Annotated in this window: 16 protein-coding genes and 1 pseudogene; 7 read left to right on the top strand and 10 right to left on the bottom strand. The window is 59.5% G+C overall.

All coding sequences use genetic code 11. From position 1 onward, the window contains the following. Positions 1 to 231 precede the first annotated feature (231 nt). The 3 genes and pseudogenes from NKJ35_RS11745 (at position 232) to NKJ35_RS11735 (ending at position 2834) form a co-directional block, all read left to right on the top strand. Positions 232 to 1374 carry a DegT/DnrJ/EryC1/StrS family aminotransferase gene (locus tag NKJ35_RS11745; RefSeq protein ID WP_352647142.1) on the top strand — a complete coding sequence of 381 codons (1143 nt, stop codon included), beginning with the start codon at positions 232 to 234 and terminating at the stop codon, positions 1372 to 1374. Positions 1375 to 1391: 17 nt separating this feature from the next. After that, the gene (locus NKJ35_RS11740) at positions 1392 to 1598 is read left to right on the top strand and encodes a hypothetical protein (RefSeq protein WP_352647140.1); all 207 of its coding nucleotides are present in this window, start codon (positions 1392 to 1394) and stop codon (positions 1596 to 1598) included. Between the two features lie 217 nt (positions 1599 to 1815). Beyond that, positions 1816 to 2834, top strand: a pseudogene (locus tag NKJ35_RS11735) (LLM class flavin-dependent oxidoreductase). 52 nt (positions 2835 to 2886) lie between these two features. Here NKJ35_RS11735 and NKJ35_RS11730 read toward each other — a convergent pair. From NKJ35_RS11730 to NKJ35_RS11720, 3 genes are all read right to left on the bottom strand, one after another. Then, the gene (locus NKJ35_RS11730) at positions 2887 to 3369 is read right to left on the bottom strand and encodes an RES family NAD+ phosphorylase (protein ID WP_352647137.1); all 483 of its coding nucleotides are present in this window, start codon (positions 3367 to 3369) and stop codon (positions 2887 to 2889) included. Continuing rightward, positions 3366 to 3800, bottom strand: a complete 435-nt coding sequence (locus NKJ35_RS11725) for an Xre family toxin-antitoxin system antitoxin (RefSeq protein ID WP_254819913.1) — start codon at positions 3798 to 3800, stop codon at positions 3366 to 3368. The genes NKJ35_RS11730 and NKJ35_RS11725 overlap by 4 nt, the downstream gene beginning before the upstream one ends. Before the next feature lie 68 nt (positions 3801 to 3868). Continuing rightward, on the bottom strand, positions 3869 to 4495 hold the full coding sequence (locus tag NKJ35_RS11720; RefSeq protein ID WP_352647135.1) for a CDP-alcohol phosphatidyltransferase family protein: 627 nt from the start codon (positions 4493 to 4495) through the stop codon (positions 3869 to 3871). Positions 4496 to 4730: 235 nt separating this feature from the next. On the opposite strand from NKJ35_RS11720, the gene NKJ35_RS11715 reads away from it, so the two are divergent. Continuing rightward, a complete protein-coding gene (locus NKJ35_RS11715; RefSeq protein WP_352647132.1) occupies positions 4731 to 5243 on the top strand; it encodes a phosphatidylglycerophosphatase A family protein in 513 nt (170 codons plus the stop codon). Between the two features lie 542 nt (positions 5244 to 5785). On the opposite strand, the gene NKJ35_RS11710 is transcribed toward NKJ35_RS11715, so the two are convergent. The 7 genes from NKJ35_RS11710 to NKJ35_RS11680 all read right to left on the bottom strand — a co-directional run bounded on the left by NKJ35_RS11710 (position 5786) and on the right by NKJ35_RS11680 (position 13512). Continuing rightward, a complete protein-coding gene (locus NKJ35_RS11710; RefSeq protein WP_352647130.1) occupies positions 5786 to 6514 on the bottom strand; it encodes a protein-L-isoaspartate O-methyltransferase family protein in 729 nt (242 codons plus the stop codon). A gap of 180 nt (positions 6515 to 6694) precedes the next feature. Beyond that, the gene (locus NKJ35_RS11705) at positions 6695 to 8326 is read right to left on the bottom strand and encodes an ABC transporter ATP-binding protein (RefSeq protein ID WP_352647127.1); all 1632 of its coding nucleotides are present in this window, start codon (positions 8324 to 8326) and stop codon (positions 6695 to 6697) included. Beyond that, complete coding sequence (locus NKJ35_RS11700; protein WP_352647125.1) at positions 8316 to 9200, bottom strand: ABC transporter permease; 885 nt, start codon at positions 9198 to 9200, stop codon at positions 8316 to 8318. Before NKJ35_RS11700 ends, NKJ35_RS11705 begins: the two co-directional genes overlap by 11 nt. Next, the gene (locus NKJ35_RS11695) at positions 9197 to 10243 is read right to left on the bottom strand and encodes an ABC transporter permease (RefSeq protein WP_352531700.1); all 1047 of its coding nucleotides are present in this window, start codon (positions 10241 to 10243) and stop codon (positions 9197 to 9199) included. The genes NKJ35_RS11700 and NKJ35_RS11695 overlap by 4 nt, the downstream gene beginning before the upstream one ends. 100 nt (positions 10244 to 10343) lie before the next feature. Continuing rightward, a complete protein-coding gene (locus NKJ35_RS11690) occupies positions 10344 to 11951 on the bottom strand; it encodes an ABC transporter substrate-binding protein (protein ID WP_352647123.1) in 1608 nt (535 codons plus the stop codon). A 113-nt stretch (positions 11952 to 12064) separates the two neighbouring features. Further along, positions 12065 to 12418: a Rieske (2Fe-2S) protein gene (locus tag NKJ35_RS11685; protein WP_292653661.1), complete on the bottom strand. Its 354-nt coding sequence runs from the start codon at positions 12416 to 12418 to the stop codon at positions 12065 to 12067. 11 nt (positions 12419 to 12429) lie between these two features. Next, entirely contained in the window at positions 12430 to 13512 is a 1083-nt protein-coding gene (locus tag NKJ35_RS11680; protein ID WP_352647120.1) for an amidohydrolase family protein, read from the bottom strand. A 133-nt stretch (positions 13513 to 13645) separates the two neighbouring features. On the opposite strand from NKJ35_RS11680, the gene NKJ35_RS11675 reads away from it, so the two are divergent. From NKJ35_RS11675 to NKJ35_RS11665, 3 genes are all read left to right on the top strand, one after another. Then, on the top strand, positions 13646 to 14503 hold the full coding sequence (locus tag NKJ35_RS11675; protein WP_352647118.1) for a LysR family transcriptional regulator: 858 nt from the start codon (positions 13646 to 13648) through the stop codon (positions 14501 to 14503). Between the two features lie 190 nt (positions 14504 to 14693). Then, positions 14694 to 15671, top strand: a complete 978-nt coding sequence (locus tag NKJ35_RS11670; protein WP_352647116.1) for an FAD-binding oxidoreductase — start codon at positions 14694 to 14696, stop codon at positions 15669 to 15671. Between the two features lie 304 nt (positions 15672 to 15975). Beyond that, positions 15976 to 16632, top strand: a complete 657-nt coding sequence (locus NKJ35_RS11665; protein WP_352647113.1) for a Crp/Fnr family transcriptional regulator — start codon at positions 15976 to 15978, stop codon at positions 16630 to 16632. Positions 16633 to 16701: the final 69 nt, after the last annotated feature.

Raw genomic sequence — 16701 nt, 5'->3', positions numbered from 1 at the left:
GACCTGCCTGCCGCGATCACTTTATGTTTCGTCGACCCGGCGGGACGGGCTGTGAGGTCCATATCGAGCCGGCCGAAGCCCGGATTTCCCCGCGTTTAAGAGGGCAGGTCGGAAGTCAGCGGTAACAGGCTGCGACATTTGAGCAATTCAGGGTTTTGCCCCGCGGCTTTCTCGGCCGTGTCAAGTCTGCTACCAGCGGCCGGTTATCTGACTAAACCGTTTGAGGCCGACATGCAGTTCATCGATCTTGGCGCGCAGCGCGAACGCATCCGCGACAGGCTGAAAGCGGCAATCGACCGGGTCGTCGACGAAGGCCGCTATATCCTCGGACCTCAGGTCACCGAATTCGAAAACAAGCTCGCCGCCTATATTGGCACCAAGCATGTGGTCGCTTGCGCCAACGGCACCGATGCGCTGCTGTTGCCGCTGTTTGCCGCCGGCATCGGCCCGGGCGACGCGGTGTTCGTGCCGAGCTTCACTTTTGCCGCCACGGCCGAAGTGGTGGCGCTGACCAAGGCCGAACCGGTGTTCGTCGATGTCGATGCCGACAGCTACAATATCGACACCGCCAGCCTCGAGGCGGCAATCGCCATGATCAAGGCGGAAGGCCGGCTGAGGCCGAAGGCAATCATTCCCGTCGACCTGTTCGGCCTCGCCGCCGATTACGAGGCGATCATGGCCATCGCCGATGGCGAAGGCCTGATGGTCATCGAGGATGCGGCGCAGGCGACCGGGGGCTCGGCCGACGGCAAGATGTGCGGCTCGTTCGGCACCGTCGGCTCGACCAGCTTCTATCCGGCAAAGCCGCTCGGCTGCTATGGCGACGGCGGTGCGATGTTCACCAATGACGATGCGCTGGCCGAACAGCTGCGCTCGTTCGCCTTTCACGGCAAAGGCGAAACGCAATACGACAATGTCCGCGTCGGCATCAATTCACGGCTCGACACGCTTCAGGCGGCGATCCTGATAGAGAAGCTGGCCATCCTCGAGGACGAGATGGTGGCGCGGCAAGCGGTCGCCAATCGCTATGCCGAAGGTCTCGGCGATATCGTCAAGGCGGCGCGCAATCTGGGCGGCGGCCGCTCGGCCTGGGCGCAATACGCCATCGAAACGCCGAAACGCGACGGGCTCAAGGCACATCTCGGTGAAAAGGGCATTCCGTCGGTCATCTACTATGTGAAACCGCTGCACAGCCAGATTGCCTATCGCGATTATCCGCGCACCCCGACCGGCCTTGCCGTTTCGGAAGAGCTGCCGAAGCGCATCCTGTGCCTGCCGATGCATCCCTATCTGAGCGAGGCTGACCAGGACCGGATCATCGAAACGATCCGTAACTATATCGGCTCGAATTCGGCGCATGTAGCGGCGGCATAAATTCGAAGCTTCGAAGCGTGGCCGCGGATTACATCGACGAGTTCATCATGTTCTGCGCCGGGTTGTGGATGGCTGGCGTCGGCTTCGGATTTTTCTCGGACCCCTCTCAAGCTCGCCCCGGCCAACGGCAGGCATGGTGGACCAACTTTGGAACCCATTTTAAATGGATGGGGCCGCTGTTGATCATCATCGCGATCGTGCTCGCATTCGCGGCGCCTTCCTAGCGGACCCTATTTTGGTGTCGACCAGCGTCACACGTCGCCACGCGCCCATTTTCGGGTCGCACATTGTGCTTCTGCATTGCCAAAACTCGTCGCCTGCCCTCACTCCCAAATCGGCCGGAGCGGCTTTGAAGAGTGCCGTTAGGGCAACATTTTTGAAGTGCTTTGCTCCGCGTCGAAGCATAGTCTGCACCTGTCTTCCCTCTAGGCTGGCTATTTCATGAAGAAGATTGGTTTCCTCTCGTTCGGGCACTGGACGCCCTCGCCGCAATCACAGACCCGGACGGCATCTGATGCGCTTTTGCAGTCCGTCGAGCTGGCTGTCGCGGCCGAGGAGCTGGGTGCAGACGGCGCGTATTTTCGCGTGCATCACTTCGCGCGCCAGCTCGCCTCGCCCTTCCCGCTGCTGGCAGCGGTTGGGGCGAAGAGCAGCCGAATCGAGATCGGCACGGCGGTGATCGACATGCGTTACGAGAACCCGCTCTATATGGCGGAGGACGCCGGCGCCGCTGACCTAATCGCCGGAGGGCGTCTGCAGCTGGGCATCAGCCGCGGCTCGCCGGAGCAGGTAATCGAGGGATGGCGCTACTTCGGCTACGCCCCGCAAGAGGGCGAGAGCGATGCCGACATGGCCCGCAGACACACCGGAGTGCTGCTCGAAGTGTTGCTGGGCAAAGGCTTTGCGCAGCCCAACCCGCGGCCGATGTTTCCCAACCCGCCTGGCTGCTTCGCGTCGAGCCGCACTCGGAGGGCCTGCGCGAGCGCATCTGGTGGGGCGCCGCCACAAACGCCACCGCCGAATGGGCGGCGAAACTGGGGATGAACCTGCAGAGCTCCACGCTCAAATTCGATGAGGGCGGAAAGCCGTTTCACATCCAGCAGGCCGAACAGATCCGGGCTTTTCGTGAGGCCTGGAAGGCGGCCGGACACACGCGCGAGCCGCGGGTGTCGGTCAGCCGGAGCATTTTTGCTTTGGTCGACGATCGCGACCGGGCCTATTTCGGCGGCAACCAAAGCGGAGATCATTTCGGTTATATCGAGGCAGACAGGCTTGCCGTCTTCGGCCGCTCCTATGCCGCCGAACCGGACGTCCTGATCAAGCAGCTAAAGGGCGACGAGGCCATCGCCGAGGCCGATACGCTGCTGCTTACCGTCCCAAACCAGCTCGGCGTCGACTACAATGCCCATGTCGTCGAGGCAATCCTGACCCATGTCGCTCCGGGCTTGGGCTGGCGCTGACGAGTTTGAGCAATCGACCGCAGGAGGCAGGAACCTCCCCTCCCGGCCCCGCTCAGGAACCGAACAGCCGCCTGTCCCAATACACGGGCTGATGCAGGCTGGCTGTGATCAAGGCAAACTCCGGATGGGCCGGATTGATCAACACGTTGTTGTCGAGGCGAGCCACGACGCTTGGTACGATTACGAGCGCGCTGCGGCGCTCGATACACCAAGTCTCACCGAATTCCTTGCTCACCTTTGCCGGCATTACGTCCCAACCCGGCAGCGACGGCTGAGAAAAGGTCTCGTAGCTCAGCCCGCGCGGAACCATGATCTGGACGTAGTGCTGGTTGGGCGGCAGTCTGCCGCTGCCGTGCACTAGCTTTTCCAGCAAGGCAGTCGAATAATGCTCGCTGGCGTAGATCACCGGGCTGCCGGGCGTGTTCCAGCGGCCGGGCGCAATCGTCGAGCCCGTCGCGTCAAAGATCGGATAAGTGCCGGCAGGATCGCCGATCCTGAAGCACAGCAGCGTCCGATCGAGTATCTGCGCCGTCAAGCGGCGGTGCCGTACTTCAGGCCTGCAAGGATATCGATCACCAGCTCGGCGCCGATCTCGTTTTGGATGACCATTTCGATCGGGCGCCGGTCTTCCAGCATGGGATGAGGCCGAAATAGAAAGTCACGAGCCTCATCTTCGACCTTCCAGACGTCGAGGGCCAAGTCCCATACACGAGCAACTCGTGCCACCCGCATGCCCTCTTCCGAAGACAGTCGAAGAGCACCCCTCTTGCGACGTTCATAGGTTGCCTTTGGAACGAGGCGATATTTGAACTGGGCATCGGCCGGTGCCAGCAATTGTGAGACGCGTTCGAGCGCGCCGATGGGCAATCCGTCTTCAATTCGAGCCATCAGCCCGAATGGCGACCGTGCAGCCGTTTCCTTGGGCGGCAAGCCCAGCACGTCGGCGACATTTCCGAACGCCAGCATCATCACTGCCTCCTCATGTGAAGCATGATATACCTTCATGTGAGACTACGCGCAAGTGGGCTGCAGTCTCACGGCTGCTTTCCGTCGGCTCGTTTCAGCATCGTGAATGCGCGACTGATCCGTTGCAGCGCTGTGGCGTTGGCCAGCACTGCGTAAAGCGCGAACCCACCCGCCAGAATCCAGGGCGATGCCGCGCCCAGGGCGGCCGCGACTCCGTCGGCGGCGAGCAGCACGCAAATGAAAACCAGACGTTCCATCCGCTCGAAGAAATCCGGCCAACCATGGTTTTCCACAGGGATTTCCAGCGCCGTCCGCGCCTTGGCGTAACTTGTGAGTATCCCGCCGGCGAACGCGAACATTGCGATCGCCCACAGATCGGCGACCCAGCCGATAGCCGCAAAGACGGCCAATTCCTGATAGCGGTCGACGACAGCGTCGAAATAGCCACCGGCCTTGGTGATCATATTTGTCCGGCGGGCGACAGCACCGTCCAGCGCATCGAAGGTGAAGGCAAACGCCAGGCAAAGGCCAAAGGCAAGGCTTGAATGGTGATAGACGTAGGCCGCCGACGACAAAGCAACGAGCACGAGCCCACTGGCCGTAACCTGGTTCGGCGTCATGCCGATCCCGATCAGCGGAGAGGCGGCCTGCTCCCATAGCGGGTCGATGCGACTTTTCATGAGACCGGCGATCATGGCGGCTCCTCTGATGATGTCGTTTCACCGAGCTTTACCAGCAATTTGCGGGTTTGTTCCACCGTCGCTACCGTTCCAATTGGTCAAAGCGGGCCGAGACCGGGCTCAGCAACGTTCTCAACCGGCGGCAACAGCGATTTCTTTTTGGCGGAAGCGGCCGGCGGATTAAGGCGCTCGCCAAGCCGACGGCGCAAATCGACCGGCGGTCTGGCGGCCGCGCCCGAACGATGTGACTATGATTGCTTGCCATCCGTCGGAAGCCGGCCGAAACTCGATGCATAAATTTTCACCCAAGTTTGCTTACCTGCTCGCGACCTCTCTTGGCGCGGGATTATCTCCAATATGGCCGGGCACGGCCGGCGCAATGGTTGGAATGGCTGTTGCCGCAGCTCTGATACCGGCATCGCCTTGGCTGACCGTGCTTGCTTATGCGGCCCTGTTCGCCGTCGGCGTATGGGCGTCGTCGCATGTCATCTCCCGAACCGGGACGGAGGACCCGCAGATCGTCGTCGTCGATGAGACCTTCGGCGCCGCCGTGACACTGTCCATGCTGCCGCTCGACCCACTCTGGTGGGCAGCAGGCTTCCTTGCTTTCCGGTTTTTCGACGTCGTCAAGCCTTGGCCCATCCGTATCATGCATGACAAAGTAAGGGGTGGGGCCGGCATCATGCTGGACGATGCTGCCGCGGCTGTCGTCGCTGCGGCGTTGCTGCTCCTGCTGAACGGTTTGATTGACCATTTGCGGTAATGGCGACATTCGGTCTGCCAAGGCCACCGTGGCGACATCGGCGTGCCAGAACGCAGGAGGCATCCGCGCGCTCACCGATGGTGTTCGTGTGCCTGCGTGCGGAAACCAAACCCGTCAAGTGTTTCGATCATCACCTGTACGGGATCAGGCACACCGTGCGATGACCGCCGCGCGACAAAGCCGTCCGGCCTGACCAAGACAGCACCGCCGCTTTCAACCCCGCGTGGGTCTGGTCGGTGGTCGGACAAGAGGAAGCCTGTGCTGCAGCCGGCCAGGACCGCGGCTGCAATTCCCACGCGCGGACCGGGGAAATTTCGGACGCAATAACAATGCTTAGGACTGCTCCCGACGGATGGATCGCCCTTGGAAAGCCGTGCCGCACGCTACGACGGCGACACGCGACATTGATGTCGATCTCTAGGCCTTCGAAATCCAGTACGTCTCAGTCACCAGCCAAGCGTTCTCGATGCCGTTTGCTGGTCGGCCTCGATGATATTGGGCGAGACCGGTGACTTTGCCTCGGGCCCCCTTGAGGGCAGCCTTCAAGGTCTTTTCTTCGTCACTGCGCCTGGCTCCGCTGCAGGGTAAAACCCGCATGGCACAAGTGGCCGTACGGGAAAGGTATCGCCAGCCCTTTCCAGAAGCATCATGAAGCCTCGTTGGTCTTCGCCCGTGAACGGCAGCGCCATCCGGCCAGCGTCGGACAAATTTGAAAGCCGCCGTTCCGGCACGTGCGTCACTCCGGCAAAGGCGACAACGACATCGAGGTCCGGCAGATCAACTGCCTGCGTTGCATCACCGGATACCACTTCGACATGGGCATAATGAGCAAGATTGCTTTGCGCGCGCCGGGCGAGTTCTTCGTCGATCTCATAGGCAATCACGCGTCCTTCAGAACCCGTCAGTTCAGCGAGGATGGCGGTGAAATAGCCGACACCGGCGCCTACCTGAAGGACGGTCTGGCCGGGAGCGATGTTCACATGGTCGAAAACCAAGGCCCAAAGCGACGGCAAACCGCTGTTTAATCCGCGTTTTTCGTCAAGTGAGACCACGTCGTGGTAAATCTCATGAAGTGCGGCTGAAGGGCTGGTATGGACCGCCCCGATCTGCAATCTCGAATGGATACGCCATGGCCCGTTGCCGAGGTAGTGTTCGCGCGGAACCTTTGCGAAGGCCTCGATGACAGCAGGGTTGTGCAAGCCCGGTGACGAGACACGCAGGTCTTCGGCAAACCACCGGCGCGCTTCACTAGCATCGCTTCTTGTTGGCATGGACTATGGCTCCCGAATTGCGCGTATTCAACCATCGTTTCAGAAAGCCGAACGGCGGCAAAGGCTCGCTATCCTCGTATGGACGGGTGCTGCGCGCTGTGCGATCGACCGCTGCTTCGCCCAGCGCCCACCGCGAAGCCTATAAGTCCTGGCGATATGGAAGAACACTCTGCCCGACGATCACATCCTCCGGCTGGCGAGCAGCCTTGTGAGCCAGTCCGGATCCATTTCCGGCACGGAGGACAAAAGCCGTTCGGTATAGGGGGCATGCGGCGGCGTGAGAATTTCGCTCTTTAATCCCTGCTCAACGACTTTACCCTGGTGCATGACCACAATTTCGTCGGCGATGGCCCGCACGGTGGCAATGTCATGGGTGATGAAAATGTAGCTCATGCCGAGGTCGCGCTGAAGCCGCATTAACAGCTTCAGAATTTCCTCTTGCACAATCTGGTCGAGCGCGGACGTGATTTCGTCGCAGATAATGAGTTCCGGGTCGGCGGCCAAGGCCCGAGCGATACAAACGCGCTGCTTCTGGCCCCCCGACAGTTCGGCCGGCAGACGGTCCAGGTAGGTTTCGCTCATCTCGACCATGTGCATGAGTTCGTCGATCCGCCGGTCCCTCTGCGCACCCTGGAGGCCAAGGTAGAACTCAAGCGGCCGTGCTATGACTTCTTCGACCGTCTGGCGCGGATTTAGTGCGTTGTCGGGCATTTGATAAATCATCTGTATACGGCGCAGAATCTCTTTTGGGCGCGCCTTAAGGGTCTTGGAAAGGGCATGGCCGGCAAAGGAAATCGACCCCGAAAGCGGCGGCAACAGGCCGGTAACGACGCGGGCGAGCGTCGATTTCCCGGAACCGGATTCGCCGACCACGGCCACTGTTCTTCCACGTGGAACTTTGATGGAGACATCCTGGAGCACCTTGACCGCCCGGCCGTAGGCCGCCGCAACGTTGTCTATCGTAAGCAGATAGTCATCGGCCGGAACTTCGGGCTTTGCGAGCTTGCGCACGGCCCAGAGCGTTCTGGTATATTCCTGGCTGGGCGAGGCGAGCATCTGGCGCGTTTCTGCCTCCTCCACGGTAAGTCCATGGCGCAAAACCATGATGCGGTCCGCCATTTGCGCCACCACCGCCAGGTCATGCGTCACATAGATTGCAGCGGTGTTGAATTCCTCCACGATATTGCGAATGGAGGCGAGAACTTCGACCTGTGTCGTCACATCGAGCGCCGTCGTTGGTTCGTCGAAGACGATGAGGTCCGGATGGCAAGCCATTGCCATCGCGGTCATTGCCCGTTGCAACTGTCCGCCGGAAACCTGATGAGGATAGCGAAAGCCGATGGTCTCCGGATCTGGAAGCTGAAGACGGCGATAGAGATCGACCGCACTCCGGTTCGCTTTTTCTCGGCTGGCAATCCCATGAGCCACCACAGTTTCGACAGTCTGATCGAGGAGACGGTGGGCTGGATTGAAAGAGGCCGCGGCGCTTTGCGCGACATAGGCGATGCGCGAGCCTCGGAGGCGGCGACGTCCTGTTTCGCTGATTGCCAGAAGATCGATACCATCGAACAGGATCGAGCCCTTTGTGATTCGGCAGCCAGGCTTGGCGTAACCCATCGCGGCGAGGCCGATGGTGGATTTTCCGGCGCCTGACTCGCCGATCAGGCCAAGAACCTCCCCCCGCTTCAGCGCCAGATCGACCCCGCGGACAATGGGATGCCACCGCTCGTCCGAGAAGCCTTCCACATGCAAATTGCGGATCTGAAGCAGATGCTTGCCTTTTTCGCGCAATCCGGGGGCGCTATTTTTCATCCCGCAACCCACTTGTTGCGTGGAGGAACCAGTCGACGACGAAATTCACGGAGACCGTGAGGAGGGCAATCGCGCCGGCCGGCAGCAGCGGGGTGACGTCGCCGTAGGTGATCAGGGTCGCATTCTCGCGCACCATCGATCCCCAATCGGCGGTCGGGGGCTGAATACCGACGCCCAGGAAGGACAGTGCCGCGATCGTGAGGAATACGAAGCAAAATCGCAAGCCGAATTCCGCGACCAGCGGGGGCATCACGTTGGGAAGGATTTCCTTGGCGATGATCCATTTCGGGCCCTCGCCGCGCAATCGCGCCACTTCGACATATTCCATCACTGCCACGTTAAGCCCGACAGCGCGTGCGAGCCGAAAGACACGGGTAGAATCGAGCAGCGCAATGATGATTATCAGGCTAGTGATCGACGAGCCGAAGATCGAAAGCAGCACCAGGGCGAAGATCAGGCTTGGGATCGACATCAACACATCCACGGCACGCGACAGTATCTGGTCGAGCCATCCCCTGTACAATGCGGCAAGAAGGCCGAGCGAGACGCCAACCGCGAAGGACAGCAATGTGGTGGCGACCGCGATACCGATGGTGTTGCGCGCTCCGTAGATCAAGCGTGTGAGCATATCGCGGCCGAGCTGGTCGGTTCCCAGTTTGAACTGCTGGCTCCACGGTGCGAAGGCTTCGCTGAAGACCTGCGTTTCGCCGTATGGGGCTATCCAGTGCGCGAACACCGCAACGATGACATAGCCGAGGATCACGAGGATGCCGAACCATGCACTGAAGGGTGCCTTCTTCAGCGCCGTCTTCGCCCGGGTGGTGCGCGAGCGCCTCAGCCTGTGAACCTGAGCGATTGGTTCGTAGCTGGTCATCGTGGATGCAAGAGCCTTGGATTAGTGGCGATCGAAATGATGTCGGCGGTCAGATTGAGCAGGATGTAGGTCGCCGCGAAAATCAGGGCGCAGGCCTGGACAACCGGAACATCCCTGGATTTGACCGCATCAACCATCAGCTGACCAATGCCGGGATAGACGAACACCACTTCGACCACGACCACTCCGACGACGAGATAAGCCAGATTGAACGCCACCACCGTGACGATCGGCGCCCATGCGTTGGGCAAGGCGTGCCTGAGTACGATAGCCATGGGCGACATTCCCTTGAGCCGCGCCATATCAATATAGGGACTTGCCAGCATGTTGATGATCGCCGCTCGTGTCATTCTCATCATGTGCGCCACGATGACGAGCGTAAGCGTGATCGCCGGCAAGGCTACTCTCCAAACATGCTCCCAGAACGGCGTCTGGTCGTTCACATTCGACAATGTCGGAAACTTGGGAACTGCATTGAGTATCCAGTTCAATGAGACCGCAAGCCAGTGTGGCAGTGATTGTGCGAACTCGGATCCGATGAACGTGTCGCGCGAGATGACGAGATAGGCAAGCATATAGGCGACGAAAAACTCCGGGAACGAAATCGTTGTCAGCGTCACTGCGTTCACCAGCCGGTCGAACCAGCCATTGCGGTAGAGCGCAGCGAGGATGCCCAGTCCCAGGGCTAGCGGAACTGCAATCAGCGCGGTCATCGATGCAAGGAACATCGTATTGTAGAGGCGTGGCGCGATGATCTCGGCGACGGTACGCCGGTACCCGGTGCGACTGGCGAATGAAGAGCCGAAATCACCGTGGAGCATTTGCCCGACCCAGACGAAGTAGCGCTCGACAGGCGGACGGTCGATGCCGATTTCTCGCTGGAAGGCGGCGACCGTTTCGGGTGTCGCGGATTGCCCGAGCATCGCCTTGGCGAAATCGCCCGGCAGCATTGCAATCGCAGAGAAGATAATGATGGACACGATGAACAGCGTGACCAGGCCGAGGCCAAGGCGTTGCAGGACCGTTCTTGCGACGGGGTTCATTTGCACGCGTTTCCCGTTGCCGTCGCTGCCCTGCCACACCAGGCAGGGCCCGCGGCTGCAAGCCGGAGCCCAGTAGCCATCGCGGGTCCGGCCCGCACTCTCACGCAGTGGCGATCCACCAGCGTTCGGCCATCTTCAATCCATCATTCTCCCAGTTCGGCGCCACTTCGCCATGTGCGAGCTTGCTGGATTTGGCGCTGACGAAATTGTTGAAGACCAGCACGATGCTGCCGCCATCATCATGGGTCAGTTGCTGCATCTCGGCATACATTGCCGCCCGCTTGGCCTCGTCCGTTTCGGCGCGCGCCTGGACAAGCAATTCGTTGAAGCGGGGATTCTTCCAGAACGACTCGTTCCAGCTGAAGTCTGCGGCAAAGGCTTGCGTGAACATCCAGTCGGCTGTCGCGCGACCGCTCCAATACGAAGCGCACCAAGGTTTCTTGAGCCAGACATTGTCCCAGTAGGCGTCCTCGGCCTCACGCACGACGTTTACGTCGATGCCGCACTGGGCTGCCGTCTCGCGGATGAGCGCAGCCGCATCCACCGCGCCTGCAAAAGCGGCATCGGCGACCGAGAGGTCCACCTTCAGTTTTTCCATTCCTGCCTTTTTCAGGTAATGCTTGGCTTTTTCCGGATCGAAACTGTGCTGCGGCTGCGGATTGGTGGCGAATTTGATCGCCGGCGCGATCGGGTTGTCGTTGGCCACGGTGGCGTGACCGAGAAAGATTTTGTCGACGATCTCCTGACGGTTGATCGCCCATTTCAAAGCCATTCGGACGTCCGGATTGTCGAACGGCGCCATGGTGACATTCATCGGTAAGGTATAGTGGCCATAGCCGGTGACCTCGACGATCTCCACCTTGGGGTTGCGTTTCAGCATGCCGAGTGTCTTGAGGTCGGCACGGCCAATATAGTCCACCTCCCCTGTCGATAGCGCGGCCATGCGGGCGGCGAGATCGGTGATGGCGATGAACTCCACCTCATCGAGGTAGGGTTTGCCGTTCTTGAAATAGTTCGGATTGCGCTTGAGTTTGGCCGAAACGCCGGGCTGGAAATTCTCGAGCACGAAAGCTCCGGTGCGAACGCCCGATCCCCAATCCGCCTTGCCGTCCTTGGACGGCATAATGACCAGATGGTAGTCACTCATGATGTAGGGGAAATCGGCGTTGCCGCTCTTCAACGTGAAGACAACCGTCTCCGGGCCATCCGCCTTGATGCTCGCCACAGGCTCAAGCAGTGGCTTCGCCGCCGACTTGGTTTCGTCGCCCATATGATAGCGCAGCGAAGCCACGACGTCGTCCGCCGTGACATTCTTGCCATTGTGGAAGGTTGCGCCCTTGCGTAGCTTGAAGACCCAGGTTTTGGCCCCGTCCGACGATTCAAAGCTCTCGGCAAGGTCCGGTTGGACGTTGCCTTTCGCGTCGACCTCGGTGAGGCTGTTGGACATCGAGCCCGAGAACGCGGTCTGTGTGAACGTATCCAGGTAGCCGGCTGGATCGATCGAATCTGTCGTTGCGCCATGTGCCATGCCCAGCTTGGCGAAGCCGCCCTGAAGCGGTTCGGCCCGCGCCGTGCTGACGAAGAGCTTGTCCGCAGCGGTGAGCGTCAGCCCAGCGGCCAGCCCAAGATGAATGAAGTCGCGACGGGAAATCTTGCCGCGACCAATCAGGCTTTGAGCGATACCAAGCTTGTATTCAGATTCTGACATTTGACTCTCCCATTGCGGATTTTCCGCGTTATTGTTCGTCACGCACCCTGTGTAGAAATCTGCTTGTTAGCTGCGATCACCCTTTCTTCTGACTGCTCAAATCCGCACCTCAATCAGGCCGTCACATAGATGCTTCCCGCCTCGACAGTGACTGGAAACGTGCGCGCGCGAACGGACGGATCGACCAGGGCCGCGCCTGATTTGATGTCGAATTCCCAGCCATGCCAGGCGCAGCGCACGATCTCGTTTTCGCGGTGATAGATGAATTGCGCCTCTTCGACCGGTGCAGTTGTTCCGCATTGCGGCCCCTCGCAAAGCGGAGCTCCACGGTGCGGACAAACATTCAGCAGCGCGTGGAATGAATCTCCGATGCGAAAAACGCCGACCGAAAGGCTGCGGATCTTGGCGATGAAGGGAGATCCGGTTTCGATCTCGTCGACTCTGCAGATGTATGTCTTCTCAGGCATCGTGTGCTTCCTCAGGCGGCATTCGCCGCTTGCGCGCGGGGGATGCGCTTGTAGACCTCCAGCGCGTTCAGCCCCATGATCTTGTTCTTCCAGGCAGGAGGGATTTGTAGCGTGTTGGCATCGTCGTAGTCCCAATGCGGATAATCAGAGGCAAACATCAGCGTGTTTTCACCGTCCATCGCCTCGAGAGTGGACCAGAGATGCTGAATATTTGCGGGCTGCTCCAGCGGCTGTGTGGAAAAGCGGATGTTGCGCCGGCAATATTCGGAAGGCAGCATCTTCAGCCATGGCGTCTCTTTGCGTAGGGCTTTGTAATCTGCGTCCAGGCGCCACAACACCGACGGCACCCAAGCGACGCCGCATTCGATGACCACGAAGTAGAGGTCCGGCCATTTTTCGAAGACGCCATGCGCAATCATGCTTGCGACATGCGAAATTGCCGACATGTGCAGGATGGCATGGGTCTCCCAGAAGAATGTCGTCGGCGCAGGAGCAATCGCAGTCGAATTCACGCCGCCATGGCCGCCCAGATGTATGGCAAAGGGCAGCCCCACCTCGGCGCATGCTTCGTAGATCGGATGGTAAAACGGATCGCCATAGGGCTTGACGGAGCCTTGCGAGGCAAGAACCTGAACCATGCGCGGATGATTGCCCAGGCGGCGTATCTCGGCGGCCGCGAGCTTCGGATCCTGTGGCGCGATGATGATCGAGCCCATGAAGCGGTCGTCCTTCGGCAGCCATTGGTCGATCTGGTAGTCATTATAGGCGCTGACGAGGGCGCTGGCATAATAGGGATTGGCGAGAGTGGAAGCCTCGATCGGCTCATCGCCAGTCAGGATCGCCACATCGACCTTGTACTTGTCGAGGTGCTTCTCCTTCATGATGAGATAGTTGTCGGCTTCCGTCTTCGGACGGACGTCCTTGCGGGAGAAGTCCTGCGGATGAAACCAGGGACGATGGCCATGCGGGAAGGCGCCAACGGGACCTGTCTTCTCGCCTTCAACGAACATGTCCTTCCATAGGCCGGAAAGGTAAGGCTCCAACACGGTCGCGCTTGACCAGTAATTGTGACAATCGCAGTCGACTATGAACACGTTGCTCAGCTCCGTAGCTTCAGCCTGGTCGATCTGCCGGCCGATTTCACCGAGTGCAGCTTCGGCCTTGAGTATTGTTTGATCAAGCTTATGATCCTGCGCAATATGATCGACTTTTTCGATCGGAGGTCGCGTGCAGCTAGATCACATCGAAACCTTTCTCGACATCATCGAGTCGCGAAACTTCAACCGCACCGCCGATCGGTTGGGATTGACCCAGTCGACGATCAGCACCCGCATCAAGAATCTGGAGAGTGCGATCGGGTCGGAGCTCTTTCAGCGCGGGCGTGCCGGTGCTGAGCCGACAGCCGCAGGGCGGCGGTTCGAGGCCTACGCCAGGTCCTTGCTGTCGACCTGGTCGCAAGCTCGACACGACGTGCGAGCGTTCAACCGCTTCGAGGGCACCTTGCGCATCGCCGCACAGGTGGGCATGACCCGCTCGGTCCTGCCCGGATGGGTCGAGACATTGTGCCAGGCGCTTCCAAAATCCTCGATCCATGTCGAGTCAGATTATTCGAACCAGATGGTCAGCGACCTAAGCATGGGAAATCTGGATATCGCCGTCCTTTATGCGCCTCGCTACCTGCCTGAGATCGCCTACGAACATCTGATGGTGGAGGAATATGTGATGGTTTCGACGGCTGCCAGAACGCTGTCCGACGTCGACCCTGAAACCTACATTCGCCCGGGCTACACCGCCGTGCTGGAAAAGACGCACGCAGAACTGCTGGCCCAACTGGCGATCTGCCGGCTTTCGACGGGATCGGAAACTCTTGCGGAGATCATGCTGCGGCGAACGGGCGGCACCTGCTACATGCGCAGCGATGATGCGCGCAGGTTCACAGCTGAACTCCCATCGTTCCTGGTCGAGGGAGCGCCGACGCTGCACCAGCCAGTCCATACCGCGATACTTGCGCGCCGCAAACACGAACCCATTATTCGCAAAGGCATCCGAGCTCTCCAGGTGGCTGTCATGTCACTGGAAGTTTAATCGAAATTGCCGATCATAAAGGTAGGATTGCGCGGCTGTTCAGCGGGTTTTGAAATGGCATCTTGGCTCGACTTCAAACCCGAGTTGAATGATGAACGCACACGCCGCCTTTGGGCCTTCCGGCTTCGTCCCGACGAAGCGTCATCGGCAGTGGGCCCAGAGCACGCCGCAACTTGTGCTCTGCCGGCGCGTGATCGACGAAACGCACGATGTGAAAACATTCGTTCTCACACCCGTTTCAGATCGGATGTTCTGCTTCAGCGCTGGCCAGTATGTTCTGGTGCACCTTACGATCGACGGTGCCGCAGTGACGCGCTCCTACTCTGTTTCGTCACCGCCGACGCGACCGCTCGACCTGCAGATTACCGTGAAACGAACGCCGGGCGGGCTCGTTTCGAATTGGCTGCATGACAATTTGAAGCCCGGCGATGGGATCGAGATCGAAGGGCCGCTCGGCTCGTTCAATCTCGACGATCTGCCGCACGGAAAGTCCCTTTTCCTTTCGGGTGGCAGCGGGATAACTCCCGTCATGTCGATGCTGCGCGCATTTACCGACCGCGCAGCCGACCAGGATATACGCTTCATTCACAGTGCGAGAACGCCGGACGACATCATCTTTCGGCTAGAACTGGACGCACTTGCCGCTCGCTTTCCCAATGTTCAAGTGACTTGCATTTGCAGTCAGGAAGACCCGGCATGGACGGGTCCAACCGGGCGAATGAATAGTGAGATGCTCCTGACCTTGGTTCCCGATCTCCACAGCCGCACGGTGTTTGCCTGTGGGCCGGAATCCTACATGAAGGCGGTGCGCAGCTGCCTCGGCGCAATCGGCCTCGCTCCTTCACAGTATCATGAAGAGAGCTTCGGAGACGGCAACGTTTCGCGTTCGCTATCCGTTTCAACGGTTTCGTCTTCGGTCCGCTTCGCCCGCTCCGGCATTTCGCATCACTGCGCGCCCGGAGAGACCTTGCTGGAAGCGGCGCGCCAATGTGGGGTCTACGTTCCCACCGCTTGCCAGCAAGGGATTTGCGGTACGTGCCGGATCGCCAAGCTGTCCGGCGAAGTCGTCATGGATGACTTAGGCGGGCTGACATCGGAAGACAAATCGGCAGGCTACGTCCTGGCGTGCTGCAGCCGCCCGCAAGGCGACGTTTTGCTTGATCTGTGACTGTCACATACCGCAGTGAAATCGGGGCAGCCTGGCCGTTACTGCGCCGCGAGTGATTAGCGTTTCGGAGCCTGTTGTCTTGCCTACCCGCGAAACTTAGCGGCCTTGAATATCCCAAGTTAAGTGCAGTTTACCTCATTCGAACAGACGAGGACAGTGGGCCAGCCCGCCTTTAGGGTAAGAGGTCGTTCTGTCGATATTTCCGGGAGAAACTATTGTCAGTCGCGTGGAAACAGAAGCAAATTCGCGATTCTTCATGCAGACACTATTGGAGTTCATGTGCTCGCATCCCATAGGGGGAACGTTGTCGAAGAACGAATGGGGGAACAACGACTTTCTCGGTGTTACCGCAAAAATCTATAAACCCCATTCGGTGATATGCCGCCAGGATGACGAGAACAGTGAGCTATTCATTGTAAAATCGGGTTGGGCAATACTTTATCACGCACTGCCGGACGGAGAGCGGCAGATCATAGACACTCCCCTCAAGGGGGACGTCGTCGGCTTCCGTGGCTTGGACGGACCCCATCTTGCGTCGCTGGCGTCCATAACCGAACTAGCTGTTTATGAAATTTCCAGTAAGGAACTGGTCGAGGCCATCCTGTCGGACGGCCGCATCGGGAAGAAGATCGCCTCCTCGCTGGCGCGCCTGAACGCCATCCTTGCCGAACATCTCACAAATTCCGGTCGGCGGAACGCGATGAAGCGTACCGCCCATTTCCTGCTCGAGTTGGAGGAGAGGCTCTCCATGGTTGGGCTGTCGGTCCATGGAAGATATGAGTGTCCTCTTGCGCAGCATGAACTGGCCGACATCCTCGGAATGACCACGGTTCACGTCAACCGAACGTTAAGGGAGCTCCGCAAGGCCGATCTCGTGTCTTTCAAGTCAGGCCATGTTGAGGTGATCAACCGCAAGAAGCTGGTCGAAACAGCCGGATTCGACAGCGAGTATCTCAGGTAAGCGGCTATCTCTTTGAACGCCAGCGCATGGAAACCAAAATTTCCGCCGAAAATATCATTCCGTCGCCGG

The sequence above is a fragment of the Mesorhizobium sp. M0136 genome (assembly GCF_040322515.1).
Classification (GTDB): Bacteria; Pseudomonadota; Alphaproteobacteria; order Rhizobiales; family Rhizobiaceae; genus Mesorhizobium.
This window is presented reverse-complemented; position numbering and strand designations above follow the sequence as displayed.